Genomic DNA, 26,462 nt, shown 5'->3' on the forward strand with positions numbered 1-26,462 from the left:
GCGGGACGGCCATCCCTCCCGTGGCGGGGAGGATGAGCGTGAATTGCTTTTTCATCAAGGTCTCCCCTCGCCTAATCATAGCTGCTTTGCCTGAGGTTGAAGAGCGACCACTTGCCTATTTCGTGCCCGTGAACTCGAAAAACGGCGCTGGCATGAGGCAGCGTTTGCTGTCGGCGAAACGGCGGCCTTCGGAGCGGCAGTTAAATACCGGCCCTCCTTCGGTCCGGAGAGCGGAAAGCCGAACGTCACTGGAGCTCGATTGCATCGCCGCCACCCGCGTGATTAGCGCCGGATCGTTGATGCGAATGTCGTCGGCTTGGGGAAGATCGAATTCAATCTGATGAGCTGGAATCTGCAAGGCGCCGCCATATCTGTACCTCGCCAACCAAGTCACAAGGGGAACATCTAGCGCCCGGCATGGTTCCCCGCCGAGCATTGGCGAAGGGGGGCTTGACCGCTGCCGAGGGTCTTACACTCTCCCAACTCTTGCTATGACGCAGGCATGAAGACGATAGCGACTTACGAGTTCGGCTGCCAGCTCCTTCACGCTGGAGAAAGGCGTCTGGCGAGGAACGTTCCCGATTGCGGACCTGCCGAAGTGGCTGAATTTCTATCGCCAGCAGATGGAGCGGTATCCTGGACAGGTAGCATCCTACGCAGAGGACGTGAAAGCCCTTGAGGCGCTCGCGACGGAATTGCGCGGGCGGCAATGAAAGAGCCCGCACCGGGGGGAACGATGCGGGCTCATGTCGGGAAAGTGCCAAACCCCGACGCGACGTCGTGGGATGCTCGGGAGGGGACGCGTCGCAGCTACTCAACATCGGCGCGACGGGAATGTTCCGTAGGGATCAATTCGCTCGCTTCAGGAAGCGCGCTTCTCGCATGAGCGATGCCCAGTCAGTGCCGATCATCTCGATAAGCTCTCGGGCTTGGTCTTTGGAAACCCCGTCTCCTCAACCAGCCGCCGAACGAATAGATCAGCCAGGTCTTTCTCGTCGTCTCTTGCTGCGCGACGCAACGGAAACTCCATGAATCGCGCCGAACTGGATGTGAGCGGGAAAGGTTTCGGGTGCGATCAGGCGTAGAAAGTGAAAAAAGCCCGCCGACCGAAGCCAACGGGCCCTCTTCCCTCAAACTAAATTGGATTGTGCTCCGCTTCCCGGATGGTCCGCCGGATCGAGAAACCCCGCACAACGCTTTTCTAATGCAGTTCTGACCGGGCTGTAGCTCGTGTGCAACGACGAGGGGAATTCACCGCCCGCACAGAGTAAGGATACTGTCTAGCGCCCGAGCGGAAGTTTTGAAACGGACAGCAGTTCAGCCTCGTCCCTGATCCCCGCCAGGTAGTTGGCCAGAACGCGAGAAGCGAGAGCTTCGCGTCGCTTGGGGGACTGATGTTCATCTTTCAATCTGTCGAACACGCGACCGAGTAGTGCGACTTCTGACGAACTGAAGATGCCTGCTTCTCTGGCTCTCGCATTAATTGGCATGAAGTCCCTCCCTAAATAGGTCGATCCCTCAAACCCCGCAAATCTGGGCTTCATCAAAGTTAGTTGTCAACAAAAAGCCCACCGGCAGAGCCGCGCTTGCCTAGTGTACCGTCGCATTCGGGCGGCGTGTGAGACCGATGGTGCAGCCTGACGCCATCGTTCTGTCAATCCTGTTCTGGTCGGCCAGTGTCTCACCCTGCGCGACCGCCAGGCTATTACCGAAGGCTCGATCAACGGGCTGGCACACTGTTGACGCCGGAAGTCGTACACGTCCTCAGTGCGGATGCGGCCGGATTTCACCGCGTCGTCGAAAACGACATAGTCGACGCCGGCCGGCAGTTGGTCGCACTCCACAGCGTCCCAACACTGGCGCTCGTAGATTTCGAAGAGCTCGTCGCTCGAAGTGCCCCCCAGGCCTCGCTTGGCCCTCGCCCTTCCGATAGGCATCATAAACCAGCTGGGTCACCCCTTCACGGTGATGCCGCCCGGATCGGTCGGATGATTGCTGTAGCCGCCCTCATGCGGGAGCACGCGGGCGAGCGATTCCTGCTCGCGAGATGCGGTCATCGAACTTTTGTTTCGCTTGGGAACTTTCCGGCTCGTCGACGATTGAGGGTCGCCGCAGGGGGACTTCAGATTTGGACTGCTTCAGTAAGCTTGAGGGGCTGATCGAGGACGGCGGCGCCAACCTGGTCGCGGAGTCACGCGCGCTGCTTGCTCAAATCAAAGGCAAGTCGCACGAACTGGCTGAAGCCGTGGATGAATTCCTGCTTGACATGATGACGCTTGAATTTCTGCTCGAAGCCGAGCGGGAGGCATTCCATAGTTCGGCACGAAGACTGGCGCGCATGCGCCTGACGATGGTGAAACTGCTCTCGAACTAGCGACTGTCCGCCCCGGCCGAGCCTTGCGGGTTGCCGAGCGAGATCTGGTTGGTGCAGCCGCTGCCTCGGTCGAGCGTGTTGGTGATCGGTGCGATGGTGTCGCCGCCATCGACGCCGGCGCGCAGGTTGATCATCGCCGTGCCTTCCGGCCCGGCGGTGGGCTCGCCTTCGATGGTGACCGAGCCGGGACCCCTTGCCGCGCGCCGTCGTTTTGTAACTTCCCTCTTCGACTAGGAACGGGTCGCAACGCTTCGTCCTGGGGTGTAGATTGAAAAAGTCGTCCGCACCCAGCCGGGGCACACGGACGCTTGGGAGAGTAGATCACGCTTCCGCCCATCTGAGGGAGGAAGCTGCGTGGTTTTTACGCGATACAGCGGCATTTTCACGCCGTCCGAACTGACGCTTCTCCAAACTGTCTTTGATAGGCTCTGCAAAGAGCGCCGTCTGGCCCTTAGAGACAAAGATCAGAGGGACGATCTCGCACGCGAGGTTATCCAAAAGTTCGAGAGCGGCTGATCCAACGAAGACGACCTGTTGCAATCGCTCTCAAAGCGCTCAAGGGTTTGCGGCGCCGCTTTGCAAACGGGGTTTTCGGCCCTGCCTTCAGGGATTTCTCCTTGCCATCCGGGGTTGAGCAGGACGGCCTCAGTTTCGGCGCCCTTTCCAGCTATTACGGACGAAGGCGGATGACCGTCTTTCCCGCGCGCCGCTCGGTCGAATTGAAAGCTGCGACGGCATCGTCGAGAGATGCTACCTTGCCGATATTGGTCCGCAATCTTCCATCTCGTATCCGCTGGACTATCTCGGACAGCTGGGCGCGATCGGCCTCAACGACGAAGTCGATCGCCAGGCCGTCAGCGGGTCGAACATCCGTCGGTCCGACGACTGTCACAAGCGCTCCTCCGGCCCGGATCAACGCTGCCGACCGCTTCTGGATGTCGCCGCCGATGACGTCGAAAACCAGATCGACGCCGCCGATGTCCTCCAGAGTGTCGTTCCCAAGGTCGATGAATTCATTTGCACCGAAGTCGAGAGCCTTCTGGCGGTCGGCGGCGCGTCCGGTGCCGATGACATAGGCTCCGGCTTCCCGTGCGAGCTGCGCCACGATCGAACCGACGGCACCGGCCGCGCCATGCGCAAGCACGCTCTGCCCCGCCTGAAGGCGGCCGTGCTGGAACAGCCCCTGCCATGCAGTCAAGCCCGAGATCGGCAGGCTTGCGCCCACCGTGAAGTCGACATCGCCGGGCAGTGGCGCAAGGTTGCGTGCCTCCATTGCGACGTACTCGGCGAGCGTGCCGTCGCGATGCCAGTCCGACAGGCCGAACACTCGCTGACCGATCGACAGCCCCGTGGTACCGTAGCCACGCGCGGTAACCACACCCGCCAGTTCATGGCCGAGGATCGATGGTGTCCGGTCACGAAAGCCCCGATCCGACCAGGTCGAAGGCCACTCCAGTTCGGTGTTGACGAAGCCCGCCGCGTGCACCTGAACGACAACGTCGTTTATCGCTGCCTGTGGTTCGGGCCGCTCCACCAGTGTCATGCCGGCCGTTCCCTCCGCCTGGTCCGTTACAACGATTGCTTTCATGGGAATTGTCTCCTCAGATATATTTCTGGTTTGGCTGAATTGCAGGCGTAACGCGTTTTCGGTTCTCAGGCAGTCGATGTCTCGGCTCGGCGCCTTCCGGGCTTGATATCGACTGCCGTGCGACGGCGGCGGGCGCTTCAACAGTCAGGCGCCGTCACGTCGTGCAGCTCATCTGTCGATGAGACGGCAACCGTCAGCCATCCGGCTGATGTATGTCGTGGCTTTATCGCAGAGCTTGATCAGCTGCGGGCGCCAGACATAGCGCCACTCCTCCAACTTCTCTGGTTCCACCCACACAGTCGAACCAGCCGGCATTCCCGACGCGCAGGGATCCAATCGGTCCAGGCCTCGAGCAGCGAGCGAACGAGCCGTTCGAGCCTCGTGTTGGGCCGTAACCATCGACAGGAGAGCTCCTATCGTCGTCTCGGCTCAAGGCGCTCGCCGGTTGGCGGCCGTCGGAAAGTCGGTTCAGGCCTGCTCCTTCTTCGCTTTCGCAAAGCCGCGGTCGGTTGCGATGAACCGTTCAAGCATCGGAGCGATCAAGCGCGATGGATCGGCAGATGGCCGCCCGGTCTCGCGCCCGAGGATCTCTGCGTATTTCACCAGATCGCGATGCAGGGGCGCCGGGAGTTCCACCGTAATCTTGACTGGCTTGTCGTCGGCAATCGTTGCGAGTCTCAACTTGGCCATATCAGCCTCCGTAGGGTTCAAGGGTAAGGTCGCGGGTAACGAGGACGCGAACGGGAAACCCCGGCCGGATCGTGAGCGTCGGGGCGATAGCGAGTTGCCGCTGAACGACCTGTTGGCCTACCTGGCTGACGCTGTCGGAAGCGCCGCTTCGCAAAGCACGCGCGATATCGCTGCCTTGATCGGAAGAACCGGCCTGCGCGCCAACGCTTAAAACGGTCGACAAGGCAGCAGCCTTGAACAACTCGCCCCAGTGATAGTCGACGGCATCCTCCAGGCCGGCATAGCCCTGAGCGTCCGCGCCAGGCTGCCGCTCCAGCACGATGGAGCGTCCGTCGGGAAAGATCAGCCTGTTCCAGACAAGCAGCACCCGGCGCTGCCCGGAGCCGATCCCGCTATCGTACTGCCCAAAAATTCGAGTGCCTTGCGGGATGAGCAGCGAGCGGCCGGTGGGACTGTCATAGACATTTTCGGTCACCTGAGCGCTGATCTGCCCGGGAAGGTCCGACCGGATACCCGTAATGAGCGCGGCCGGGATGACGGCACCGGCTTGAAGCATATAGGGCGACGCGGGAGGCGTGATGTGATCCGGGGCCACGGTCCGCCGGTCAGCGGCGGCGGACAGGAAGGAAAGCTGGCGATCCTGCGCACTTGGTTGACCGTACTGACCGGCAACGTCGTTAACAGCAGGAGCGGACGCTTCGGCGATCCTGCGATCTCCTTGCGCTGTCTGGAAGAACACGCGCGAGTTTCTGGCCGCTTCCTCTTCGGCTCGCCGGCGCTGCTCGGCTTCGTCAATCGCGGGGCTTGCGATTGAGGGCGGCTCGACGGCCTGCCCCTTGTTCTGAGCATCGAGGATCGGCCTGCCGAGATCGCCAGGCAGCGGCGGCCCAAGGATCGGGCCTGCATAATCGCGCGGCAGTCTTGCCAACCCGTCGGCGGGCGGCCGATTGGAGGTAGGGTAGAGCTCCTCGCCTTGCTTGAACGTGTTGGCGTCCTGCAGAGCATAAATCAACCCGCCGCCTAGACCGAGTGAGGCGACGAAGCCGATGCCTGCGAGCACCTTGCGCGACAGACGCGTCACACGAGGGGGGGCGGCACGAAGCCGCATGGGTTCGACGGCCATATTCTTTTCGTTCATGGCTGCAGCGCTCCCTCGTGCGCTGCGCTCGGCAGCTTCGACGCGTCGCTGTCGCTTAGGCCGCGCCACAACCCATCGGTTCTTCCATCGACGCGCACGACCCTGACCGTCTGCTGCCGCTTGCCGGCGCCAAGACGCAGTTCGGCCGCACCAAAAAGGCGGTCGACGATGAGAATGTTCTGATAGACGCGGCTGTTGGTGATTTCAGCCTCGCCGTCCGGACCGATGACGAAAATCGGCGGCATCTCGCCTTGCACGATGCCGCGCGGAAACTCGATATAGACCCTGCGGCCATCGTCGTAGGCGCTCACCGGCTTCCAGGGCGGGCTGTCGCCGGTGAGGCCGTAGCGATAGTTTCGCGCCCTAACCTCCGGTATGACCGGCGTTGTGGGGATCGTCTGCAGGAGGCTCGCCTTCAGAGCCGGATAGGACCACGCAACGGCGGGCATGTAGGGCTTCGCGCCTGAGCGTAGCTCAAGCATATAGCTGCGCCGGTCCGTGGCGATGATAAGGTTCGTTGTGATGTCTGCCCGCGAGGGTTTCACCAGGACGTGGACGCGACGGGCAATGCCGGACCCGCTTTCGGTGTTGCCGATGATCCAGCGCGCGGTGTCACCCGCCGCGATCGGACCATCACCGGTCAGGCTCTCGCCCGGCTCAAGCGCGATGTCCGTTATCTGGCCAGGTGAGGCATAGACCTGATAGAGCGCTCCTTCACTCCATGGGTAGATCTGAATCGCGTTGTAGTAGCCCTCACGGCGGGGCTCCACGCGCGCCGCGGCGTTTGCGTTCTCGACACGAGCTGCCGGCGTTTGCCCGATGGCGCCGCCCCGCGCGGGCGCCCAGCCTGGCGGCACGCGAAGAGGTTTCGGCCTTTGGTCGGTCGCGGCGGCCGGAGCCGGCGGCAAGGGCGGAACGTAGGTATCGTAGCTGATCTTCGGCGGCTTCTTCGCAGGGGTCGCGCAACCCGCAACCAGCGTCGTCCCCGAGACCAGCGCCGACAGCAGATATCTCGAGAAAGTCGTGCCGGCAACAAGACGCGATCTCGGGCTCATTGGCTCATCTCCCGCGACCAGTTGATGGCGTTGACGTAAATGCCAAGGGGATTGGCGCGAAGACGTTCGGCGTCGCTTGGCATCTGCGTCACGATCGTCAGGATCGCGGTCCAGCGCTCGGTGCCTGAAAGCTGACCGTTTTCGTAGTGGTGTTCGATCCAGGCGACACGAAAGGAGCCCGGCGAGGCTCTGATGACGGAGGAAACGTCCACCGCGACCTGCTGCTTGCCGATCTTGGAGAAAGGATCCGCAGCGCGAGCGTAGTCGTTGAGCGCCGCGGCACCCTGGTCGGTGGTCCAATCATAGGCGCGCAGCCAGTCCTGGCGCAGGATTATCGGGTCAGCGGGGATGGAGCGTACCTGCTCGATAAAGCGGGCGAGATGCCACGCGATCTGCGGATCGGTCGGCTTATAGTCGGCGGTTGCGGGCCCGATCGCTTGAGCCTGGCCGAGCTTGTCGACCATGACGGCGCGATAGAACCAATCGGGCAGGACCAGTTCGACGCCTAGCGGGCGGCCGTTGCGACCCGAGCGCTCCTGCCATTCGTTGATCCACGAGAAGCGATGGCGACGGCCTTCGGCGGGTTGGCGGATGGAGGTGACGACGCTTGTCGACTGCAAACGATCGAGCGCCGCCTTGAGGCGCAAGTAATCTCGCTTGGAGACGCCGCGGCCGATGAAGGTAAGCATCTCGTATGGCGTTGCAGCCATCAGGCGGGATGTGCGCAACCCGGCGTCCCGCGCGCTGACGATCTGGCTCGCGGCCCAGATCAGGATATCGGCGTCCCAGATCGTCGCCATGCCGTGATCGGGCATCGCTTCGACACGGATCGCCACATCGCCGGCGCGAAAGTCGATCGGCGCGATGCGCCTGGATTTGGCGAGGGAGAAGAAGGGATAGGCCATGAGGTCCTGCGCATCGCGTGGCGCGACGACGCCCGGCAGCGCCTGAAACAGGTCGAGCTGTTCGCGCTCCAATGGTTGACGTGGTCTGGCCGACAAGGGGGAAATCAGCAGGCTCAGCGCCTTTCGCGCCCGGCATAGGGGATCAGGCGGGCGGCCTGAGGCTTGGCGGGCAGCACCGAGCCATGCGGATCGGATGTCGACGTCATCGCGCCGCGCTGGACCCAGAGCTGCAGGTCGTCGACGGCGTAGACGACGCGGCCGCCAAGTTTGCGATAGGCTGGCCCGGTGCCGTAGGTGCGATGTTTCTCGAGCGTGCGCGCCGAGAGACTGAGGAAATGCGCGGCTTCAGAAGTGCGCAGGTAGCGCGGCGGCAGTGGCGCGGCGTCGGCGTTCATGAGGTATCTCCTTCCGGCCGTTGCGGTTGAACGGCTAGCGACGGGCAGGATGGAGAAGCGAGGGAACAATGATCAGGTGCGCAATTGAGGGGCGCTATTTCGCACCGCTCAGAGGCCTTGGGCAGTGGCCGGGCGCGTCCATCGATCGACGGTAGCCGCGCTCGTGCATTTTGCGCCATCCCGTATCAAGCAGCGCATCCTGTAACAGGGAAACCCGTCGAACAGACCGGGCCGCGGAAGGCTTTCGCGCCATCAGGAGACGCCTCGCCCGGTGCCGGGCGAGGCGTCTTCGAAGTCACTCGCCGTTGCGGCGGCTGGGGCGGGACCAGATGAGGCTGTGGCCCTCGCCTTCCTCGTCGGCGAAGAGGTTGGCGTAGATCGGAGCGCTGAAGCTCGGGTCGTCCAGCTTGAGCCCGAGATAGTCGCGGCCTTCGTTGGAGCGCTTGGACCAGGCGGCGCCGATCTCGGCCTTGCCGACCACCACGCGGTGGCTTGGGGCGTTCTCGCCGCTGGCGCGGGTATCGGAGACGATGCGCACCCCTTTGGCCTGGACGCTGAGGGTGATGATCTCGCCGGTGAACTCGTTCGCATTGGTCTTGTTGAAGGTGCCGATGGTAGCCATTTTCAGTCTCCGTTCTCGTTTCCGAGCCCGCACCATGCGGCCTCGATGGCGATCGTGAGGCCAAAGGCGACCGCCGCCGCATCGCTTGCGACCGCAGCAAAGCGCAGGATGGCGCAGGCGCGCGTTTCTTGGTTGCGCGAGGAATGGGCCTTCGCCCAGGGGAAGAAACTCGCGACGCACCGTTGCGGCACAGGCGGTCGAGGCTTCAGCCGTCCTTCGGCCAGATCAGCCCGTTCGAGAGGTCGTTGGTGCGCTCCGTGAAATGTAGAGACCGGAACGATTGGATCATCTGCGCCAAAAGGAGAGGATGTGGAACGTTTCGCCGTGCAGGTGTTACCGCGGCCTGACGTGTTCACAATCAGAGCCTGGATCCATCTGGCGATCGCGGACGGGATCGACCTCGTCTCGCGTGCATGACTGGGTAATGTCGTTGCTGACTGCTATCGAAGCTGGTCCAGACACGCGCTCCAAAATACCGGCTTTTGGTATTGAGCGGCCGCATTTTGCGGCCGTCGGGTTTGCGGCCGATGACGGAACGTCCTCTTTCGGATAATTAGGCCAGATCCCTGGCATCGACGGCAGTTGTATCCTGTTCGCAGGTCGGGTCACTTGACTCGCTGGTGATGGGGGGGCGGTAGAGCCGTGCAGGTTCTGCATGAGCCTTCAGTCTGGCACCGGTTGCGACCATTAGCCTCCTCCCGGAACGTAAGGCAGTTCCTTCCGTTGGATGAATTGCGTTGGCAGCTGCCGACGTCAATCGACCAGGCCAGGAGCCTTTCACAATGGTCCGCAAGATACTAGCTACGGCCGCGACGGCAGCTCTCATGTCGACGGCGCTCTGCACGGCGGGTGCTCACGCCGCAAATACCAGCAACCCCGCTACCCAGGCGGAGGCTGTTGTCCCGGTCACTGATGGCAAGCTCGTCTCCAAGATCATGGGAGCCGCGGTTTATGACAGCACCGCCGACGACGCGACGAAGATTGGCGATGTCAATGACATCGTCCTGGACAAGGACGGGAACGCCAAACTCGTCGTTATCGGCGTCGGCGGATTCCTCGGCGTGGGGGAAAAGAACGTGGCCTATGATTTCAGCAAGCTTGAATGGGTCAACAAGAAGGGCGATCGCTGGTTAGTCGCAAAGACGACGAAGGATGAGCTCAAAGCTCAACCAAACTTCGATACGAAGGCTTATGATAACGCGGCAGCACCCACGGCGCAGACGACTAACAGCCAAGCGGCTAATGGTAAAACCGATGCGATCTCGACAGCCTCGATCGACAAGTCGTCCCTGACCGAAATGCCGTCAGATAAAATCAGCGCGGCAAATCTGATCGGCACCAACGTCTATGGCGCAGATGATGCGAAGGTCGGTGAGATCGGCGACGTCATCCTGACTGGCGACAAGAAAGTCGACGCGATAATCGTTGATGCAGGCGGCTTCCTCGGCATCGGCGAAAAGAAGGTCGCCGTCGGTATGGAGAACCTCAAGTTCATGACCGACAAGAACGGTAGCGGTTACCTCTATACGAACTTCACCAAGGACCAGTTGGAGGCGCAGACTGCCTACGACAAGGCCACTTACGCACAAAATCGGGACAAGCAGCGCATCATCGTCAACAAGTAACACTCATCGCTAAGCGCTCGCCCGAGTGGCGGCGGGCGCTTCGACTGGAAAACGCAGGAGCGGACTTGAAATTAGCCGACGAGGTCCGTCACAGCTCTGAAGATATCAGCGACCTCGTCCTGTCTGATGTCGTTTCTGCGCTTCATCGACGAGTTAAGGTCAGCCACGAGTTCGATATTCCCTACATTGCTGGGTACAGCAGGGATGCAACGACGATTTACATCGACCGACATCTGCCGCGCACCATCAGGTGGAGAGGCAAGGACGTGCGGCTCGAACCATTTCTGGTGTGCCACGAAATTGTTGAAAAAGCTCTCTTGGACGAGTTGCGGCTTCATTATCTGCACGCCCACCAAATTGCCTCGCGCATCGAAAGAGATGCGGTGAGAGGGGCTGGTCTGACCTGGCGGCACTACCAAACCGTCATCAAGAGGCACGAGAAAGCGATCGATGAGGAAATGCTTCGGTGTGTGCCAGGGGAGTTAGATCTTACGCCTTACAGGGATCTCAAGGATTACCCATTGCTCCGACGGCTGGTCGAAGCATCGCAGTAGCTCGTTGCGGGATGCTCCAAGGCACAGAGACAGCGGGAAATTAAGGCAGGCACACGGTCAAATTTTCTCGCCAATGGAACTTCCCGACCCACCGCTGGTTCGCATGCGTAGGGACGACCGAGGCCCATTCCGACCTGTGCATTCTGCAGGCAGAGCGCCTCGCCAACAGGAGACTGCCATGAAACATCAGACACTTGAAGAACTGCACGAGGTCGCGGAAGTCGAAGTGTCCTTTCCGGCTATGACGCGAGGGCAGCGTTTGGAACATTGGGCCATGCTGCTCGAGCGAAATCCCGAGCGGTGCCTCGCCGCCTTCCCCGGGACGGAATACATGACCCTGGACGTGCGTGACAAGGCGCGGTCCCTGGACTCCGCGCTCAGCGTTGCTTTCGCTGATCCAATATTGCGCGCGCAAGGATTGAAGAATGATACCTATGGCGAAGCGAAACGCTTCTTCGAGCTTACGGATTGGCAGTTGCACGCTGTCGTCTGCCATTGCCATGTCGGCGCGACCATGAAAGCCGGATGGGCTGCCGTCCAAATTCGGTCTGCCATCGGCATGGAAGGGAAGCTTTTCAGCAGACTACGTGAAGCGATTGCTCATTGGCCGGTATTTCGCATTTTGAGCCATGCGAGGGAGTAGCGTCGCCTCGGGAAGCTGAAAAGGCAGCGAGCGAAAGGTCCAAGCAGATGCGTCTGGGCCGAAGACCGGTAATTATGAGAATACGGGCGAGCGTCGCCCGTATTCTTTTTGCCTCGTCCGGGTGGCCGCGATCACTCTCTCAAGCAATCCTCTCAGATCCGCAGCATAGCGGTGACACTATGTACCTCGTCGAAATTCTGTTGCCCCCGTTCCGACAACCAAGGGCAAACCTTTCCCGGAAGGGATTTCGACCGTCCGAAAGAAGAACTTGCGGCTCGCTTCGGAGTGACCGCCTAATCTCCAGGTGCCTGCGGTGGGTCTTTGGAAGGCCGGCGAAGAAACAGACCGGGATGACATCGTCGTGTTCGAGATAATGACGCCAATGGTGGACGTTTCAGATTGGCAGCGCCGACGAAGCGATTTGGAGCGCCGCTTACGCCAGGTAAAATCGTGTCCGCTACTCGCAAACAACGCTTCCTTGAAGCTGCTGGATACTTTCTAGTCGAAAATAATCCGAGCAGTGCCCCTTTTGGCGATCAACGCTCTCCGAGCTTCCTGAATCCGTTCAGCCTGCAGTTTGGTATAGGGGCCCATCGGCCGCGTCTTTTCATTCCCGCGACGGACCTGACAGTACCAGCGCCCCCTGTCCGAAAAGATTTCAACCGAGGTCGGCATCTCATGGGACTCTTCGCCTGCAACCTCCTTGGCGAACTTGACGATCTTTGAATTACGCCGAATGGGCGCAACGACGCGCGAATCCGTGGCGACCTGAAATTCCTGTTGCAATCCGGACATAACTCAAACTCCTTTCCGTCACGACGACCTACCTGCTTGGCGACGACCCGTTGCGCTCTTGCCGGTGCTCGAGAGGGCTTCCTAGTTCCGCCTCCGTCTCCAGACCGGAGTTGCGCAGCTCTTATCCGGCAGTTTCCCGCCATCGGTGGATTCATGCAAACGAATTTCATCCGAAATTGCGTGCAATTTTTATGTGATCAGCGACCCAATGCGGGCGCTCGCAGGATTGCTTGCCCTGTCCTACGCCAATCGCGAGAAGGACCAGCGGACCTTGTTCTTATAAAGCAGTTCGGGAGCGGCGAGACGCCGGCGGCCGTTGCCGAAGCCACAGGCGTTTGCCCGCGAACTGTTCGAAATGGCTCGAGCCATATCGGCGGAGAGCCGGCCTCTGCCAGCGACTTGTCAGCTGTCTTCCGCGCCGGTTGGGCTCAAGAAGAGAGCCAGCCCTTGGTGAAACCAGCCCGGCGTAGTCCGCGCACTACATGTGGGCAGTTGCGCATCAGCTGCCAGAGAAAGTCGGATCGGTAGTTCTCGATCATTAGCACGATAGGGCCCTGGTTCAGTCCGAGATGATCGGACGCAACCCAACCGGCGATATGACCGCTATCTGATTTGAGCGTTGGGTTGAAGCTCGCTTTGAAACCGTAGGAATTGTCAAGATTGAGATCGATCTCATCAAAGTGGCGCAAGGCTGGCAGGACGACCTCCGGAGCGAACGGCAGCGATGCCGCCGTCGCCCAGGGCGACAGCGTGCCGTCATCGGGTCCGAACGGCACGCCCCGAGCCCTGTAGCCGTAGAACCGCCGCTCGACGCCGTCGATCCGGCACGTCCGCCAGCCCGGGCCGTCGCTGGCGCTCACGCCCCAACTCGTCTCGTCATATCCGACGAACTCGAGTGGATTGCGGATGGCATATTCTCGCTGGACATAGGTGGCACGGCGGCTGTTCTCGAAGTAGTCGCAATCGTGTTCACGCATGAAGGAGTCCCGGATGCCACGGAAATCAAGCCAGACATGTGCAAGCTGGTGAATGAAGAGCGGCCCGGCGTAGACGAATTCCTGGCCGTAGATCTTCTTCCACCGATAAGACTGGAGCCATGCCGCGTAGCTTTCGGGCGGCAGAGCGTGGGTGGGCGAACCGAGTCCGAGCACATACAGGATCAGGGCTTCGTCATAGCCTTCCCAGCGGTAGCCAATGAATCCGTTTTCCGGCGTCCAGCCATGGGTGACGGTGGCGCCGCTGTTGCGCGCCCAATCCCAGTCCACCCGCTCGTAAAGCGCCTCGGAAAGCGTGCGGATCTCCTTCTCCTCCTCGCTGTCTTCCTGGAAAAAGGCGCCGGCCGTCAGAACGCCTGCGATCAGGAGCGCACTGTCTATCGTGGACAGTTCGCATTGCCAGACGCGCCGGCCCGTCTCCATGTCCAGGAAATGGTAGTAAAATCCCTTGTAGCCGGTTGCGTCCGGTTGGGCGCTTTGGGCGCTGTTGCGCAAGAAGCGCAAAGTGGCGAGCGTTCTTGCGCAAGCGCGCTGGCGCGTCATGAAGCCTCGGGCCACGCCGACCGGATAGGACGAGAGAGCCAGTCCGACAGCCGCGATGCTGGCGGGCGAACCCTTTCTGGTCCGATCGGCTATGAGACCGTTGGCCTCGTTGGCCTCATAAAGAAAGTAGTCGAACGTCCTGGTCTGGAGAGCCGCCAAAAACTCATCGCCGGGCGCGACCTGTTTGGGCTTGTTCTGCATTCAAGGCCGCTCCATAAAAACTCCGGCGTCGCGCGTTCGCTTCGCCGACCCGACAATGGGACGGAGAACGATGTCAGGGCGAGCGGACTTCACCGCTCGCGCCTGCCTTATTGGCGATGTCGGTTCCAGGCCCCTGCTCCGCTCCGCATCCCCTGAGGCCGCCCAGCGCGGCGACGCTCGCGAAACGAGCAGAAAGGCGTGACCGTCCGGATCGCGCACGAGGCGCTCGCCATCGTTGCGGGCTTGAACCGGGGCAAGCTCGAAGACCAGTCGGGTGCAGGCGATGTCGTTGTTTCGCGGCGCGGGAATGACGTACTCGTCGCGGCCACGCTTGTTTCGGTAACACAGCAGTTCGAGATGCGGCGTACCGTAGGACGGGGCCAGCGCGGTGACGTCAACCTCGGCGCCATCGACATCGTCCAGCATCTCCTGGACGACGCCGTGGTTGAGGGAATGCGCCGACGCGGAAAGGCCAAGGCCTTCGTAGAAGGCAACGCTCCGGCCAGTGTCGGAAACGCTGATCGCCGAATGGTCGATGCCAAGACAGGGCTCGCCGGACGGCGGCTTAGACCAGCGGGGATCGCCACCTTTGGGGAACGCGAGCAGTTCGAGGGGATGCCCCTCCGGATCGCGGAACTTGAACGCGGTGACGCCGCCGGAAGAGGCCGGCAGATGCTGCGGCCCGCCCACAGAGATGGGCTTCCAGCCCGCCACGCTAGAAAGCCGCTCGAAAGCTCCTTCCATGTCCAAGGTTACAATCGCGAAATGCTGGAAGAAAAGATCGGTTGAGGATGCCTGTCGCGGATAGGGGCTGCCCGATACGTCAAACTGCAGGAGTTCCAGAGTTTCCCGTCCCAGCCGGAGGGTGATGCGATCGGCGCCACCGGAGACGCCCATCAGGCGCTCGAATGCTTCGCCAGCCAGCCGGTCCACCGCGGTCCGGCGGCAACCGAAAGCGGCCTCGTAGAATCGGGATGCGCTTTCGGCGTCGGCCGTGGTGAGGCTGAAGCGGATGAGCCTTTCGACGCGCAAAGTTGCGGCATTCATGGCCATGTCGCCCCCCGGCGATTGAGGAAGACTGCATAGAGCGTATGCGAGCCGCCGATGAACAGTCGGTTGCGAGCGAAGCCGCCGAACGTCAGGTTGGACACGCGATGCGGAACGAGGATCTTGCCGAGCAGTTCGCCGTCGGGCGCAATGCAGTGCACGCCGTCCGCCGCGCTCGACCAGATGTTGCCGTCCTCGTCCACGCACAGCCCATCGGCATAGCCCGGCTCGATCTTATGAAAGACTTCGCCTCCAAATAGCCTGTCGCCCGCTGCAACGTCGAAGACCCTGATATATTGCCGGGGGGCGTCGGTGGTTTGGTCGCCTGTTTCCGATACGTATAGACGGGTTTCGTCCGGCGAAAACGCCAGGCCGTTCGGCCCGTCGAAGTCGCCTGCGGCGATCGCAATGTGCCCGCTTTGCGGGTCGAACCGATAAAGTGCGGGTGGCTGCTCGGAAAGCTGTCGGCCGCCTTCATAGTCGTTCTGAATGCCATAGAGAGGGTCGGTGAACCAGATCGAGCCGTTGGATTTTACGACGACGTCGTTGGGCGCGTTGAGAGGCTTGCCCTCGTGCCGGTCGACGAGCCGTGTCAGCGATCCGTCCCATTCTGTCCGGAATAGGCAGCGCTCGCGATGCGAGCAGGAAATCAACCGCCCCTGCCTGTCGCGCGCTTGCCCGTTGGCGTATCCCGACGGCGAGCGATAGACGGATATGCCGGCATCCTCGATCCAGCGCATGGTTCGGTCGCGCGGAAGATCCTGGAACAACAGGCAATTCGCGTCGCCCATCCAGACCGGTCCCTCGATCCAGCGAAAGCCGCCGGCAAGTTCTTCGAGCGGAGCGTTCTCCAGGATATAGTGGGCAAACCGTCGATCGACGATCTCGAAGTCGTTCATCTGTCTACCTGAATTCGCAAGCCAGTGACTGCGTGGGGGCATCCTCCAGTTGGATCACGATCAACGCGGCCGGCTCATCGCCCACCGTGCCGGAGCGGTGGCCCCGCTTGCCGTCCGTCTGTCGGCAATTCTGATCGCCGCCGAAGGACAGCTCGCCCGGCCCCATCTCGACGCGCGCTCCGTCCATGGATTCCACGAACCAGCGTCCCGAGAGCGGGACGATCCATTGTGGCTTCGGGTTTTCGTGCCATGTACCTATCCAGCCGACGGGCAGAACCGTGAGGAGCACCGTCATGCGCCCGCTCGCGCGCCAGCCTTGCCATTGGGGCTCGGCGGGCGGCTTGATCGATTCCAGGTCGAATTCCGTCATCGCGCAACGACTCTGGTGGCTGATCCCGTCAGCATCCGTCCACAGATGCCAGTAGGGGACTGCCGGCGCGGTGCTCACTGCAGGTCCCCCTGAACTGTCCGGTAGGGGTGGGAGGACGCCAGCGGGTGGCGCAAGAAACGCTCGACCCCGGCCGCCCCGGATCCGAAGGTGAGAAGAAGAAAGCCGCCGGCAAGGGCGAGGTTCTTGAGAAAATCCCAAAAGACTTCCCTGCCTCTGCTCTTGCCTTTGAGCCTGAAGTCGGGCCGATTCCAGAACTGCTTCCACAACAGCGCCGTGACGAGGCAATAGCCAGCAAGGATCAAGGCAGCGAGCCGATCGGCAACGCCGCTCAGAATCGCAAGTGACATGAACAGCTCGATGCAGAAGCCGCCGATGATCATCACCGTGGCGAGCCAGCGCCTAGAGATCACCTGAGATGCCTGGTCGGTCGCCAGCTTGAAGTTCAACACCTTGTCGAGCGCACTGAAAGGCAAGAACAACCCGACCAGCAAGCAGCGCGTTGCGAACGCGATCAGGACAGCGGGCATTGCGATATCCTTCGACACGGGATCCGCGCCCGCTGATCGGGCGCGATATTCTCCAACTCTCATACGTTGGAGCGCGAATTTGGTTCGGGAGCCGAGATCACATTCGCGTTCCCGCACCGCCTGGTGGCGGAAGAAGCCGGAGCTTTTGCCCCTGAACTCCGTTGTACCCGGTGCCGGTTTCGGCCGGCAGACACGTTGTTCCAGTGAGCTTCCAATGTCCGACCACAAGCCGTTGGCGCGGCAGAAAGCCATCGTTACCGGGGCTAATTCAGGTATCGGCGAGAGCGTCGCGATCGCGCTCGGCCTGGCCGGCGCCGACGTGGTGGTGAACTATGTCGAGAACGAGGACGCGGCGAACGGCGTCGTCGACCGAATCCATCAGGCCGGCTGCAAGGCGGTGGCACATCGGGCCGATGTCTCGGCGCAGGATCAGGTCGAGGACATGTTCGAGCGCGCCGTGCGCGAATTCGGGACCATCGACATCCTCGTCGCCAATGCCGGCCTGCAACGCGATTGCGCGTTCGCCGAGATGTCATTGGAAAAATGGAACAAAGTTCTTGAGGTCAATCTGACCGGTCAATTCCTCTGCGCCCAGGCCGCCACGCGGGAGTTCCTGCGACGCGGCGTCGTGCCTTCCGTCTCATGCGCGGCCGGTAAGATCATCTGCATGAGTTCGGTGCACCAGGAAATACCGTGGGCGGGGCATGCGAACTACGCTACCTCGAAAGGCGGCATCAAGCTGCTGATGGAAAGCATTGCCCAAGAGCTTGCTCCCAAGCGCATCCGGGTCAATGGCATCGCGCCCGGCGCGATACGCACGCCTATCAACACCGCCGCCTGGAACACGCCCGAAGCGCTGAAAAACCTGCTGACGCTAATACCTTATGGGCGCATCGGGCTCCCAGAAGACGTCGCACGGGCTGCGGTCTGGCTGGCGTCCGACGAATCCGACTACGTTGTCGGCACGACACTGTTCGTCGACGGCGGCATGACGCTCTTTCCCGGCTTCGCGACCAATGGCTGAGGGCGATGGACGGGCAATATGATGTGATCGTCATCGGCAGCGGTCCCGGCGGCGCCTCGGTCGCGCATCGTCTCGCACCCACCGGAAAGCGCATTCTGCTTATCGAGCGCGGCGGATACCTGCCGCGGTCACGGGCAAATTGGGACGCGCAGACGGTGTTTGTGGACGGCGCTTACCAGGCCACGGAAACCTGGTACGGCAAGAACGGCGATAGCTTTCATCCCGGCCTGCACTACTATGTCGGCGGCAATTCCAAGGTCTATGGCGGGGCGCTCTTTCGCATGCGCGAACGCGATTTCGGCGAACTCCGTCACAAGGCCGGTGTATCTCCTGCATGGCCGCTCGGATATGAGGTCTTCGAGCCTTACTATGCCGAAGCGGAGCTGCTGTTCCACGTCCATGGCCAGCGCTGCGAGGACCCGACCGAGCCTCCGGCGAGCGGCCCTTTTCCTTACCCGCCCGTGTCGCACGAGCCGCGCATTCAGGACCTTCACGATAGCCTGGCGAAAGACGGGCTACACCCGTTCCACCTGCCGCTTGGCATCCTGCTGGAGGAGAAGGGCGGCAGAGCCGCGCCGACCAGCACTTGCATCCGCTGCGATGCGTTCGATGGGTTTCCCTGCTTGCTGAACGGCAAGGCAGATGCGCAGGTTATATGCGTCGACCCGGCGCTCGCGGCTTATCCCAATCTGTCGCTGCTGACCAACGCCTATGTCTCCAGGCTCGATACGGACGCCACGGGCAGGACGGTGACTGATGTAATTGTGCGGCGGCACGGCAAGGAAGAACGCTTCCGCGGGGCCATAGTGGTGGTGGCCTGCGGCGCGCTTTCGACGGCGCTGCTTCTGCTGCGCTCGGCCAGCCACCGGCACCCGGACGGCCTCGCCAACGGTTCCGGCCTGGTCGGCCGTAACTACATGCGTCACGATCAATCCGTGCTGATGGCGTTGATGCTCGAGCCGAACGACACGGTCTTCCAGAAGACGCTCGCCGTCTCCGACTTCTACTTCGGATCGGACGACTGGGACTTTCCGCTCGGTTTGATCCAGATGTGCGCCACCTCGCATGGCGCGCAGATCAGGGGCGAGGCATTGCCCCACTGGCTGGAATGGCTGCCGAAGGCGCCCTTTGAGGCCATGGCCCGCCGCTCAATGGATTTCTGGCTGTCGAGCGAGGACCTCCCGCGCCCGGAAAACCGAATTCGGTACGACGGAGATCGTGTCGTCCTGGAGATGGTCGAGAGCGATCTTGAAGCCCATCGCCGGCTGCGGAACAAGCTGAAGCAGATATTGAGCAGGGCCGGCTTCCGCCCCGTGCTGCTGGAGCGCAGGTTCTACTTCGGCCTGGACATTCCGATTGGCGGCACCGCGCATCAGGCCGGGACGGCCCGCTTCGGGACCGATCCCGTGACATCGGTGCTCGACCTCGATTGTCGGGCCCACGAACTCGATAATCTCTATGTCGCGGATGCGAGCTTCTTTCCCTCCATTGCGGCGGTCAATCCCACGCTGACCATCATCGCCAACGCCTTGCGCGTGGCGGACAGGATCAAGGAGCGGCTTACATGACCGCGACGTTTTCGTGCGACCTGAACGGACCGGCGACGGAGCTGCCGCATTTCTGGGAACATACGGTCGGCAGCGGCCACGCCACGCTTGGCCTGCGCGCCGACTGGCAGGCGCAGCTGAAGCGGGTGCACGACGAGCTCGGCATGCGTCATGTCCGATTCCACGGCATATTGTGCGACGACGTGGGCACTCTAATCGGCGAGGGCGACACGTTGTTCTACTCCTTCTTCAACGCCGACCTGATCATCGACTTCCTGCGCTCGATTGGCATGAGGCCCTTCGTCGAGCTGAGCTTCATGCCAGGCGTCCTGGCGTCGGGCGACAAAACCGTCTTCCACTACCGCGCCAACGTCACACCGCCGAAGGATTATGCGCAATGGGCGGTACTGATCCGCAAGCTGGTGGGCCACTGGGTGGACCGCTACGGGCTGGACGAGGTGCGCCAATGGTTCTTTGAAGTCTGGAACGAGCCGAACCTGACGGCCTTCGGCACCGGTAAGCAGAGTGACTATTTCGAGCTCTACCGCTACACTGCCGAAGCCATCAAAGGCATCGACCCCGCGTTGAAGGTCGGCGGCCCGGCGACCGCCGATAACGCGTGGATTGAGGATTTTCTGAATTTCTGCCGAGCCGCCCACCTGCCCGCCGATTTCGTCAGCACGCACCATTACCCGACCGACGATTTCGGCCAGCCGGGGGACGACACAGAAGCGCAGCTCGCCGCGAGCAGGCGCAGCGCCTTGCGCAAAGAAGCTCGCCTCGTGCGCAAGCAGGCGGGCAATGTTCCGGTGTACTACACTGAATGGTCCACCTCCTCCAATCCGCGCGATTCCATGCATGACGACCCATACGCGGCCGCGTTTATCGTCAAGACCGTGCTGGAAGCGAACGGATTGGTGCGAGGGTACAGCTACTGGACCTTCTCTGACATTTTCGAGGAGAACTATTTTCCGTCGGTCCCTTTCCAGGGCGGGTTCGGACTTCTGAACATCCATGGCATCGCCAAGCCCGCCTACCGCGCCTTCCAATTGCTCCATGGACTCGGCACCGAGATGGTCCAGGTCGATGGAGCGCACGAGACCGTGGACGCATGGTTCGTGCGAGGCGACAACGGCGGCTCCACTCTAATGCTTACGAACTTCGCCCTGCCGCGTCATCCGATCGTCACCGAGCAGGTATGCTTCACCCTGACGAGCGCACCACCTGCCACGTCCGCCTCTGTTCAGCGGATCGACACCGAGCACGCCAACGCCAAGCGCCGCTGGGAAGAGATGGGCAAGCCAGAGTATTTGAGCGCCGCGGCGGTCGATGAACTCAAAGAGGTGTCGGAGCTACGAAGCGAGCCGTTTGTGAGTAGCCTGGAGGGGGACACCTTGCGCCTGAACATTTCGACACCCCCTCAATCGGTCACTGCAATTCATTTCTTGCATAGCTAAGAATACCGGCTCACCTCAATTCAAAAACTTGGCACGTTCGGTTAGAAGCTCGCGGATCGGAACCATGCATCGAGGGCTCAGCGCGATGGCAAAAATGCATGCAACGAACGCGATCGCCGGACTTCACCGGGTCGAGACGTCACGGATGGTCTGCGCGAGCAAACGCACGCTGGAAGCAATGGCGCTGTCGGCAATTCGGCCGTAGCCGATGAATAAGCGCCGTGGCCCGGCCGCGGTTTGGGAATATCGCCCGAACGCTTCGGTCGCCACGCCCCGTCTTCGCAGAAGCGCGACGATGCCGGCCTCACCGGCTCGATCAATGGTTGCGGGCAGTCGCACTGTTACATGGAGACCCGCTGCCGCGCCCTCGACCTCGACGTCCGGGAGTTCGTCCCTCAAGCAGCTCAGCAGGCTGTTCCGGCGATCACGGTAGATGCGGCGCATCTTTCTCAAATGCCGATCATAGGTGCCCGACTGCAGAAGGTGCGCAAGCGCATCCTGATCGATGCGCGGAGGTCCTTCACTCCATCGCCGAAGTTCTCCAACCATCGACGCGACCAATTGCGGCGGAACGACAAGCCAGCCAAGGCGCAACGCTGGTGCCAGCGTCTTGCTTACGGTTCCCGCGTAGATGACGCGATCGGCAGCAAGACCCTGCAGCGCCCCGACCGGCGCCTGATCGTAGCGGAACTCCGCGTCATAATCGTCTTCAAGAATGTAGCGGTCCGTCTCATGAAGCCATTTGACCAGGCGCTGTCGCCGAACCGCGCTGAGCACGCTGCCAACCGGAAACTGATGCGAGGGCGTGACCAGCGCTCCATCGGCGCCAGTCGCGATGAGCTGGTCGACGTCGATCCCATCCTCATCCACCGGCACCGGCACCCGGACCAACCCGGCTTTGTCGACCGCGACCCAATCGCTGTAGCCCGGATCCTCGACCGCAACCCTGCGCACTCCGACCGCATGCAGAACAACACAGGCCAGCGCGCGCCCTTCGGCAAAGCCGCTGGTGATGAAGATGCATGAGGGGTCGGCGATGAGGCCGCGCACGCGGCCGAGATAATCGGCGAGCGCAACCCGAAGCACGGAACTCCCGCGAATTTCGCCATAGCCGAGATCGCTCGCCGGAAGCGTCTGGAGTACCTGCCTGACGGCGCTCACCCAAGCTTTGCGCGGAAAATGGCCCACGTCCGGCATGGCCGGTCGCAGGTCGTAGCGGATCACTTGATCGGCGGACCGCTGCTCTGCCGGGGCGGCGACATTCGCCAAGCCGGCGGCGACCATCGGCCGTGCGCCCTGACGCACGGTCAGGAATCCTTCGGCGGCGAGTTGCGCATACACGTCGACCACAAGTGGCCGCGAGACACCCAGTTGAGCGGCAAGCGCGCGGGTCGAGGGAAGGAGGACGCCAGGCCGCAAGGCCCCGGATCGAATTCGGGTCAGCAGGCCGCGGCGGAGCTGGCTGCCGAGGCTCTCATCGATGGAGCGGTCAAGGCTGAGAGCGATATCCGCGTTCAAACTGGTCAACAAAACTCCTCGACAACTGGCCATGTCGTTAAGACCAGTAGCACGGTAAGCCTGGCCTCGTCATCTGTGAGAACAAGGCCATGCCGACAACCGCAATTACCGCGCCACGGGCGCGAACCGCTCCTGAACCAATTTTGATGGCTCCCATGCTGAGCGTTGCAGGAGTGATGCTTTCGGCAATGAGCAGCTTCTATCTGCTCCTGTCGGCCATTCCGGCGCATGCGTCGGCTATCGGAGGGACCCGCGGCGCAGGCGCCGCAACCGGCGCTTTGATGGCGGCCACCATCGTCGGCGAAATTGCCGCGCCGCATGTGACCAACCGCGTCGGTCGCAAGGGCGCGCTGGCGCTCGCCCTCGGGTTGCTCGGCCTAGCCTGCTTTACGGCCTTTCCTGCTTCGCTTGCGCTGCTGCTCCTGAATTGCGCAGTTCGCGGGCTTGCACTTGGCGTGCTGCTCGTCGCCGCCAGCGGTCTCTCGGCCCAGATGGCACCGCCGTCGCGGCGTGCCGAAGCCATGAGCATATATGGGGTCGCGTCGGCGGTTCCGGCGATCGTGGCCGTTCCCCTTGGCCCTTGGGTGCTGACCAATCTCGCTGCACCGGGGACAGCCGTCTGCGCGGCGGCGCTTGCCTTTGCCGCCCTTGCCGCGACCGCGGTCCTTCCTTCCGAGAGGAAGATCGGAACGCACGAGGCTCATTGCTTTCCGCCTTTGGCCGTGGCGATCTGGCCGGCAATCTCGCTCGGCTGCGGCGCGGTCCTTGTCGGTGCAACGGTCACCTTCCTTCCTCTCGCCCATCCGGAGGCGACCAGCGGGACGATCACACTGGGCCTGCTGCTTCAGGGTTTGGGAGCACCCGTTAGCCGCTGGCTTTCGGCACGGCATGTCGACAGGCACGGCACGCGCCTACCTATGCTCGCCGGCCTCGCCGCGTGTGTCGTCGCCGCAATCGGCCTGGCCGCCACGGGCGAGGCAGAGGTGCTCTCCGGCATGCTCTTGAGCGGGATAGCCTTCGGCGTGCTGCAAACCGCGACGCTCGCCGAGCTGCTCGCCCGCGCGGCTCCCTCGCAGGTGGATGGTGCAAGCGCACTGTGGAACGGCGCTTATGACGCGGGCCTCGGTCTCGGCGGGTTTGCGTTCGGCGGCCTTGCGACAGCGATCGGGTTCAGTACGGCGTCCGTCGCGACAGCTGGCGTTTTCACGCTCGTTGCCCTCCTCCATCTCGCCACAACGAGAGGGGGCCGTGAATGCTGAGGCGCCAATTTCTTTCAGATATCGTCACCGGACTTCGTGACCAGATGGATGCGATCCCTGGACTGAATCGGGCCGGAACGCGCCAGGGGCGCCGGTTGATCGATGTTCGCCACAGCGACGTCCATGTGCCGATCGCTACCGGCGCGCTGAGGCGTCATGTCGGTAGCCAATCCGCTTCGCAAGAAGGGCGACGGGACCGGCGATGGTTAGCGCAATCGAGTACTCCTCGCCGACGACAGGTGGAGAGATTAAAAGGCGCGACCCAGATGGGCCCGCCTGTGTTTTGGCACGCAACACAAGGAGTGATGACATGAGAAAACTGCTGGTTTCGAGCTTCGTCTCCCTCGACGGCATCGTCGAGTCGCCGATGACCTGGGCCTCACGGTTTTTCGACGACGAGGTCAAAGCGTTTGCCCATCGGAAGCTAGACGACGTCGAGTTCTTCCTTCTCGGGCGCAAAGCCTATGAATACTTCGTTCCGGTGTGGCCAAACGCGACCGGAAGCGCTTACATGGATCGCATCAACGGGCTGAAGAAGCTGGTAGCGTCAACGACGCTCAACGAGGTCAAGTGGAACGCGTCACTTATCAAAGGCGATGTGGCCGAAGGACTTGCCACGCTCAAGAGGCAGGCCGGCGGGCATATCCTGAAATACGGTATCACCGGGCTAGACAAGACACTGTTGGACAACAACTTAGTCGATGAATACGACCTTTTAATCATGCCTACCAAAGTCGGTGAGGGCAGGCGCGCTTTTGCGGACATCGATGCGGACAAGATGAACATGGAACTCGTCCGCACGCACCGCTTCGCGAATGGTGTCGTGGCGCTCACATATCGTCCGCACTGAGCAAGGCGGCGTCTGAACCTTCAGGAATGACGCCGTCGCGCGCGGAGCAATTGGCGGTAGCCGCGCTCGACCATCTTCAGGCCGTCGCGCACTAAGCGATGCGTCTGATAGCGAAAAGCCGAGTCGTGCCAGTCGGCGGCGCTGACCAGCCGTCGGCCGAACAAAGCGGTCGCGACTTCGAAATGGGACGCCTGCTCTTCCCGACCATCGAGGCATCGCAGCATGTGGGCAAGGCGCCGGCGCTGCGCCGCGGTCAACCGCGCGTCGGGAAGGTGCGGCCTGTGGATCGAGCGGATGAACCGTTCGATGGCTTGCAGCCGATCGTGCGCCATGTCGTCGAGCGGGATGATGGCGGCAAGCGGTTCGGCTGGCTTGGTGTCGCCGAGAAGCGCCAGTTGCGTGCCGCCCGGTGAAGAGCGCATGTGAAGGCCGAGTTCGTCACGTCGGCCCGCGGCAAGCGGTACGTCGAAGGCGCTGCCCTCCCGCGTTTGCAGATCCGGCGGAACCTCGACAAGGTTCACGACCCCAGGGTTGATCTCCGGTGCCCAATAGACGGGCTGCTCTACCGCGGACTGGTCAGGCCGGGCGGCGAAACTGCAAACCCCAGCGCTTGCGGAATGCGCGCATCGCCTTAGCCGAGCGCGAGGTGGCGAAGTCCTGCTGATACCGCGGATTGCGGCGCAGGAATTCCCAGGCAATCTCATCGGCGGCTGCGCCTTTGATGAATGCATATGCCTGTGGGTCACGCCACTGCGATGTATCCGGCTTCATCCGCATCCTTCCCTTCTCAAGGATTTGATAGGGAGATGCGGCGTTAAGCGAAATCCTTGGATTCCGTCATTGACGAACGGACGAGGAGAGAACCCGGCGGCGAGCGATCAGGCCGGGGCGCTAGCAAGGCCTATTGGCTTGCGCCCTGCAGTATTTTGAATGTGTTCGTCCAGCTGCGATAGGCCTCGTCATCACCTTGGCTCCACGCGCTGAAGGCGCGCCAGGCCGCGAAGGACGAGGCGGGCTGCTCGAACAGCGAGCCGATCGACTGGTCGCCGGCGGGCCAGCCGACCGGCTGGTCGCATATCGTGACATCAGCGAGGCGCCGCAGATCGGCCAAGGCAGAGCGGATCTGCGGAAGCGGAAATTCGCAAAGATCGGTGTTGTCCTTCGCTTCCCGAACTACGACCGCAAGCTTGGCGACCACGCCTGCCAACGATTGTGCCGGCGTCGCGGCAATCTCAGCCAACAGGGCGTCGGCCTTGTCCGCGGCATTCTCTTCCCGGCCATCGAGATCGTCGCAGTCGGCGCTAGCCCCCTCCCCGCGCCCAATAAGAGCGCCGACGGACAAGAATTCGTGCTGTAACAGCCTCTCCTCTTCTTCATGCTGCTGCCGGACGCACGAAGCCAGCATCTCTATATGGGCATCAATCCAGGCAAGGGACAGGAGAAGTGCGGGATCGAGTGACGACGGAGCTTCGGCTGAAGAGCCAGCACGGTCTTTGGTCAACAGAGATTGCATCTCCCGTCCAAGCGTGACGGAAGGCAAAGTCGTGGTATTGTCGGAATCAGCCATGATCCGAGCTCCCACACAGCTTGGCTTTGGTCAGGTCGGGCAAGGTGTTCCTGCACCCTGCTCGACCGTTTCACCCCCGTCCATGACCTGGAGATGATCTCTCGTGGGTCGCAGGCGGTGGCAACTAGCGGTGATTTAAGTGAACGCAGGCAAAAAATCAAGCCCTATGGCATCAAATGATACTTTTGGTATAGCTGAACTTACAAGCGGACAAATTCGAGCCGCACGTGCTTTGCTTCAATGGGATCAGAAA

Annotated in this window: 29 protein-coding genes and 1 pseudogene; 9 read left to right on the forward strand and 21 right to left on the reverse strand. The window is 61.8% G+C overall.

Features of this window, described 5'->3' with window-relative positions; genetic code table 11:
* Positions 1-115: 115 nt before the first annotated feature.
* The 3 genes and pseudogenes from LB553_RS25905 to LB553_RS25915 all read right to left on the reverse strand — a co-directional run bounded on the left by LB553_RS25905 (position 116) and on the right by LB553_RS25915 (position 2,057).
* Complete coding sequence (locus LB553_RS25905) at positions 116-358, reverse strand: hypothetical protein (RefSeq protein ID WP_224517435.1); 243 nt, start codon at positions 356-358, stop codon at positions 116-118.
* A gap of 922 nt (positions 359-1,280) precedes the next feature.
* A complete protein-coding gene (locus LB553_RS25910) occupies positions 1,281-1,490 on the reverse strand; it encodes a hypothetical protein (protein WP_224517436.1) in 210 nt (69 codons plus the stop codon).
* Positions 1,491-1,556: 66 nt separating this feature from the next.
* A pseudogene (locus tag LB553_RS25915) lies at positions 1,557-2,057 on the reverse strand (glycosyl hydrolase 108 family protein).
* On the opposite strand from LB553_RS25915, the gene LB553_RS25925 reads away from it, so the two are divergent.
* The gene (locus tag LB553_RS25925; protein ID WP_224517440.1) at positions 2,048-2,374 is read left to right on the forward strand and encodes a hypothetical protein; all 327 of its coding nucleotides are present in this window, start codon (positions 2,048-2,050) and stop codon (positions 2,372-2,374) included. The pseudogene LB553_RS25915 and the gene LB553_RS25925 sit on opposite strands and share 10 nt — an antisense overlap.
* On the opposite strand, the gene LB553_RS25930 is transcribed toward LB553_RS25925, so the two are convergent.
* The 8 genes from LB553_RS25930 to LB553_RS25965 form a co-directional block, all read right to left on the reverse strand.
* Positions 2,371-2,508: a hypothetical protein gene (locus tag LB553_RS25930; RefSeq protein WP_224517442.1), complete on the reverse strand. Its 138-nt coding sequence runs from the start codon at positions 2,506-2,508 to the stop codon at positions 2,371-2,373. The two genes, LB553_RS25925 and LB553_RS25930, sit on opposite strands and share 4 nt — an antisense overlap.
* Before the next feature lie 536 nt (positions 2,509-3,044).
* Positions 3,045-3,962, reverse strand: a complete 918-nt coding sequence (locus LB553_RS25935; RefSeq protein ID WP_224517444.1) for an NADP-dependent oxidoreductase — start codon at positions 3,960-3,962, stop codon at positions 3,045-3,047.
* Between the two features lie 468 nt (positions 3,963-4,430).
* Positions 4,431-4,652, reverse strand: coding sequence for a DUF2274 domain-containing protein (locus tag LB553_RS25940; protein WP_224517446.1), 222 nt, complete (start codon positions 4,650-4,652; stop codon positions 4,431-4,433).
* 1 nt (position 4,653) lies between these two features.
* The gene (locus LB553_RS25945) at positions 4,654-5,790 is read right to left on the reverse strand and encodes a TrbI/VirB10 family protein (protein ID WP_224517448.1); all 1,137 of its coding nucleotides are present in this window, start codon (positions 5,788-5,790) and stop codon (positions 4,654-4,656) included.
* Entirely contained in the window at positions 5,787-6,845 is a 1,059-nt protein-coding gene (gene trbG / locus LB553_RS25950; protein ID WP_224517450.1) for a P-type conjugative transfer protein TrbG, read from the reverse strand. Before trbG ends, LB553_RS25945 begins: the two co-directional genes overlap by 4 nt.
* Complete coding sequence (gene trbF, locus LB553_RS25955) at positions 6,842-7,846, reverse strand: conjugal transfer protein TrbF (RefSeq protein ID WP_224517452.1); 1,005 nt, start codon at positions 7,844-7,846, stop codon at positions 6,842-6,844. Before trbF ends, trbG begins: the two co-directional genes overlap by 4 nt.
* 17 nt (positions 7,847-7,863) lie before the next feature.
* Entirely contained in the window at positions 7,864-8,145 is a 282-nt protein-coding gene (locus LB553_RS25960) for a helix-turn-helix transcriptional regulator (RefSeq protein WP_041002472.1), read from the reverse strand.
* A gap of 295 nt (positions 8,146-8,440) precedes the next feature.
* On the reverse strand, positions 8,441-8,767 hold the full coding sequence (locus LB553_RS25965) for a DUF736 domain-containing protein (RefSeq protein WP_224517454.1): 327 nt from the start codon (positions 8,765-8,767) through the stop codon (positions 8,441-8,443).
* Between the two features lie 782 nt (positions 8,768-9,549).
* Here LB553_RS25965 and LB553_RS25970 point away from each other — a divergent pair.
* The 3 genes from LB553_RS25970 (at position 9,550) to LB553_RS25980 (ending at position 11,589) form a co-directional block, all read left to right on the forward strand.
* On the forward strand, positions 9,550-10,392 hold the full coding sequence (locus LB553_RS25970; RefSeq protein WP_318011534.1) for a PRC-barrel domain-containing protein: 843 nt from the start codon (positions 9,550-9,552) through the stop codon (positions 10,390-10,392).
* A 65-nt stretch (positions 10,393-10,457) separates the two neighbouring features.
* Positions 10,458-10,946 (forward strand): hypothetical protein, encoded by a 489-nt coding sequence (locus tag LB553_RS25975; protein ID WP_224517456.1) that lies wholly within the window; start codon positions 10,458-10,460, stop codon positions 10,944-10,946.
* Between the two features lie 178 nt (positions 10,947-11,124).
* Positions 11,125-11,589: a hypothetical protein gene (locus LB553_RS25980; protein ID WP_224517459.1), complete on the forward strand. Its 465-nt coding sequence runs from the start codon at positions 11,125-11,127 to the stop codon at positions 11,587-11,589.
* A 498-nt stretch (positions 11,590-12,087) separates the two neighbouring features.
* On the opposite strand, the gene LB553_RS25985 is transcribed toward LB553_RS25980, so the two are convergent.
* From LB553_RS25985 to LB553_RS26010, 6 genes are all read right to left on the reverse strand, one after another.
* On the reverse strand, positions 12,088-12,384 hold the full coding sequence (locus tag LB553_RS25985; protein WP_224517462.1) for a hypothetical protein: 297 nt from the start codon (positions 12,382-12,384) through the stop codon (positions 12,088-12,090).
* A 428-nt stretch (positions 12,385-12,812) separates the two neighbouring features.
* Complete coding sequence (locus LB553_RS25990) at positions 12,813-14,123, reverse strand: glucoamylase family protein (RefSeq protein WP_224517464.1); 1,311 nt, start codon at positions 14,121-14,123, stop codon at positions 12,813-12,815.
* Complete coding sequence (locus LB553_RS25995; protein ID WP_224517466.1) at positions 14,124-15,176, reverse strand: VOC family protein; 1,053 nt, start codon at positions 15,174-15,176, stop codon at positions 14,124-14,126.
* Positions 15,167-16,069 (reverse strand): SMP-30/gluconolactonase/LRE family protein, encoded by a 903-nt coding sequence (locus LB553_RS26000; protein WP_224517468.1) that lies wholly within the window; start codon positions 16,067-16,069, stop codon positions 15,167-15,169. Before LB553_RS26000 ends, LB553_RS25995 begins: the two co-directional genes overlap by 10 nt.
* Before the next feature lie 4 nt (positions 16,070-16,073).
* Positions 16,074-16,517 carry a cupin domain-containing protein gene (locus tag LB553_RS26005; RefSeq protein ID WP_224517470.1) on the reverse strand — a complete coding sequence of 148 codons (444 nt, stop codon included), beginning with the start codon at positions 16,515-16,517 and terminating at the stop codon, positions 16,074-16,076.
* Positions 16,514-16,909, reverse strand: coding sequence for a DoxX family protein (locus LB553_RS26010; RefSeq protein WP_318011535.1), 396 nt, complete (start codon positions 16,907-16,909; stop codon positions 16,514-16,516). Before LB553_RS26010 ends, LB553_RS26005 begins: the two co-directional genes overlap by 4 nt.
* On the opposite strand from LB553_RS26010, the gene LB553_RS26015 reads away from it, so the two are divergent.
* Genes LB553_RS26015 through LB553_RS26025 form a run of 3 tightly spaced genes read left to right on the forward strand, consistent with a single transcriptional unit; the run spans position 16,896 to position 21,015 of the window.
* Positions 16,896-18,011: an SDR family oxidoreductase gene (locus tag LB553_RS26015; protein ID WP_318011536.1), complete on the forward strand. Its 1,116-nt coding sequence runs from the start codon at positions 16,896-16,898 to the stop codon at positions 18,009-18,011. The genes LB553_RS26010 and LB553_RS26015 overlap by 14 nt on opposite strands.
* A 23-nt stretch (positions 18,012-18,034) precedes the next feature.
* Positions 18,035-19,579 (forward strand): GMC oxidoreductase, encoded by a 1,545-nt coding sequence (locus LB553_RS26020; protein WP_224517474.1) that lies wholly within the window; start codon positions 18,035-18,037, stop codon positions 19,577-19,579.
* Positions 19,576-21,015 (forward strand): GH39 family glycosyl hydrolase, encoded by a 1,440-nt coding sequence (locus LB553_RS26025; protein WP_224517476.1) that lies wholly within the window; start codon positions 19,576-19,578, stop codon positions 21,013-21,015. Before LB553_RS26020 ends, LB553_RS26025 begins: the two co-directional genes overlap by 4 nt.
* Positions 21,016-21,138: 123 nt before the next feature.
* On the opposite strand, the gene LB553_RS26030 is transcribed toward LB553_RS26025, so the two are convergent.
* Positions 21,139-22,542 carry a PLP-dependent aminotransferase family protein gene (locus LB553_RS26030; protein WP_224517478.1) on the reverse strand — a complete coding sequence of 468 codons (1,404 nt, stop codon included), beginning with the start codon at positions 22,540-22,542 and terminating at the stop codon, positions 21,139-21,141.
* Between the two features lie 167 nt (positions 22,543-22,709).
* On the opposite strand from LB553_RS26030, the gene LB553_RS26035 reads away from it, so the two are divergent.
* Both LB553_RS26035 and LB553_RS26040 read left to right on the forward strand, forming a co-directional pair.
* A complete protein-coding gene (locus LB553_RS26035; protein WP_263484246.1) occupies positions 22,710-23,792 on the forward strand; it encodes an MFS transporter in 1,083 nt (360 codons plus the stop codon).
* Between the two features lie 310 nt (positions 23,793-24,102).
* Complete coding sequence (locus LB553_RS26040; RefSeq protein WP_224517480.1) at positions 24,103-24,642, forward strand: dihydrofolate reductase family protein; 540 nt, start codon at positions 24,103-24,105, stop codon at positions 24,640-24,642.
* Positions 24,643-24,662: 20 nt separating this feature from the next.
* Here LB553_RS26040 and LB553_RS26045 read toward each other — a convergent pair whose 3' ends face one another.
* From LB553_RS26045 to LB553_RS26055, 3 genes are all read right to left on the reverse strand, one after another.
* Entirely contained in the window at positions 24,663-25,163 is a 501-nt protein-coding gene (locus LB553_RS26045; protein WP_224517482.1) for a DUF2285 domain-containing protein, read from the reverse strand.
* Positions 25,164-25,218: 55 nt separating this feature from the next.
* Entirely contained in the window at positions 25,219-25,413 is a 195-nt protein-coding gene (locus tag LB553_RS26050; RefSeq protein ID WP_224517484.1) for a transcriptional regulator domain-containing protein, read from the reverse strand.
* A 130-nt stretch (positions 25,414-25,543) separates the two neighbouring features.
* Positions 25,544-26,209, reverse strand: coding sequence for a hypothetical protein (locus tag LB553_RS26055; RefSeq protein WP_224517486.1), 666 nt, complete (start codon positions 26,207-26,209; stop codon positions 25,544-25,546).
* Positions 26,210-26,462 lie beyond the last annotated feature (253 nt).

Source organism: Mesorhizobium sp. CA8, assembly GCF_020164955.1.
GTDB lineage: Bacteria > Pseudomonadota > Alphaproteobacteria > Rhizobiales > Rhizobiaceae > Mesorhizobium.

Bases quoted from the DNA above. Each gene is read 5' to 3' on its own strand.
- LB553_RS25930 (WP_224517442.1), bottom strand. From the start codon at position 2,508: ATGATCAACCTGCGCGCCGGCGTCGATGGCGGCGACACCATCGCACCG.
- LB553_RS25940 (WP_224517446.1), bottom strand. From the start codon at position 4,652: ATGGCCAAGTTGAGACTCGCAACGATTGCCGACGACAAGCCAGTCAAG.
- LB553_RS25910 (WP_224517436.1), bottom strand. From the start codon at position 1,490: ATGCCAATTAATGCGAGAGCCAGAGAAGCAGGCATCTTCAGTTCGTCA.
- trbG (WP_224517450.1), bottom strand. From the start codon at position 6,845: ATGAGCCCGAGATCGCGTCTTGTTGCCGGCACGACTTTCTCGAGATAT.
- LB553_RS25935 (WP_224517444.1), bottom strand. From the start codon at position 3,962: ATGAAAGCAATCGTTGTAACGGACCAGGCGGAGGGAACGGCCGGCATG.
- LB553_RS26035 (WP_263484246.1), top strand. From the start codon at position 22,710: ATGCTTTCGGCAATGAGCAGCTTCTATCTGCTCCTGTCGGCCATTCCG.
- LB553_RS25925 (WP_224517440.1), top strand. From the start codon at position 2,048: ATGCGGTCATCGAACTTTTGTTTCGCTTGGGAACTTTCCGGCTCGTCG.
- LB553_RS26040 (WP_224517480.1), top strand. From the start codon at position 24,103: ATGAGAAAACTGCTGGTTTCGAGCTTCGTCTCCCTCGACGGCATCGTC.
- LB553_RS26055 (WP_224517486.1), bottom strand. From the start codon at position 26,209: ATGGCTGATTCCGACAATACCACGACTTTGCCTTCCGTCACGCTTGGA.
- LB553_RS25990 (WP_224517464.1), bottom strand. From the start codon at position 14,123: ATGCAGAACAAGCCCAAACAGGTCGCGCCCGGCGATGAGTTTTTGGCG.
- LB553_RS26000 (WP_224517468.1), bottom strand. From the start codon at position 16,069: ATGAACGACTTCGAGATCGTCGATCGACGGTTTGCCCACTATATCCTG.
- LB553_RS26025 (WP_224517476.1), top strand. From the start codon at position 19,576: ATGACCGCGACGTTTTCGTGCGACCTGAACGGACCGGCGACGGAGCTG.
- LB553_RS25995 (WP_224517466.1), bottom strand. From the start codon at position 15,176: ATGGCCATGAATGCCGCAACTTTGCGCGTCGAAAGGCTCATCCGCTTC.
- LB553_RS25980 (WP_224517459.1), top strand. From the start codon at position 11,125: ATGAAACATCAGACACTTGAAGAACTGCACGAGGTCGCGGAAGTCGAA.
- LB553_RS25945 (WP_224517448.1), bottom strand. From the start codon at position 5,790: ATGAACGAAAAGAATATGGCCGTCGAACCCATGCGGCTTCGTGCCGCC.
- LB553_RS25985 (WP_224517462.1), bottom strand. From the start codon at position 12,384: ATGTCCGGATTGCAACAGGAATTTCAGGTCGCCACGGATTCGCGCGTC.
- LB553_RS25960 (WP_041002472.1), bottom strand. From the start codon at position 8,145: ATGAACGCCGACGCCGCGCCACTGCCGCCGCGCTACCTGCGCACTTCT.
- LB553_RS25965 (WP_224517454.1), bottom strand. From the start codon at position 8,767: ATGGCTACCATCGGCACCTTCAACAAGACCAATGCGAACGAGTTCACC.
- LB553_RS25970 (WP_318011534.1), top strand. From the start codon at position 9,550: ATGGTCCGCAAGATACTAGCTACGGCCGCGACGGCAGCTCTCATGTCG.
- LB553_RS26050 (WP_224517484.1), bottom strand. From the start codon at position 25,413: ATGAAGCCGGATACATCGCAGTGGCGTGACCCACAGGCATATGCATTC.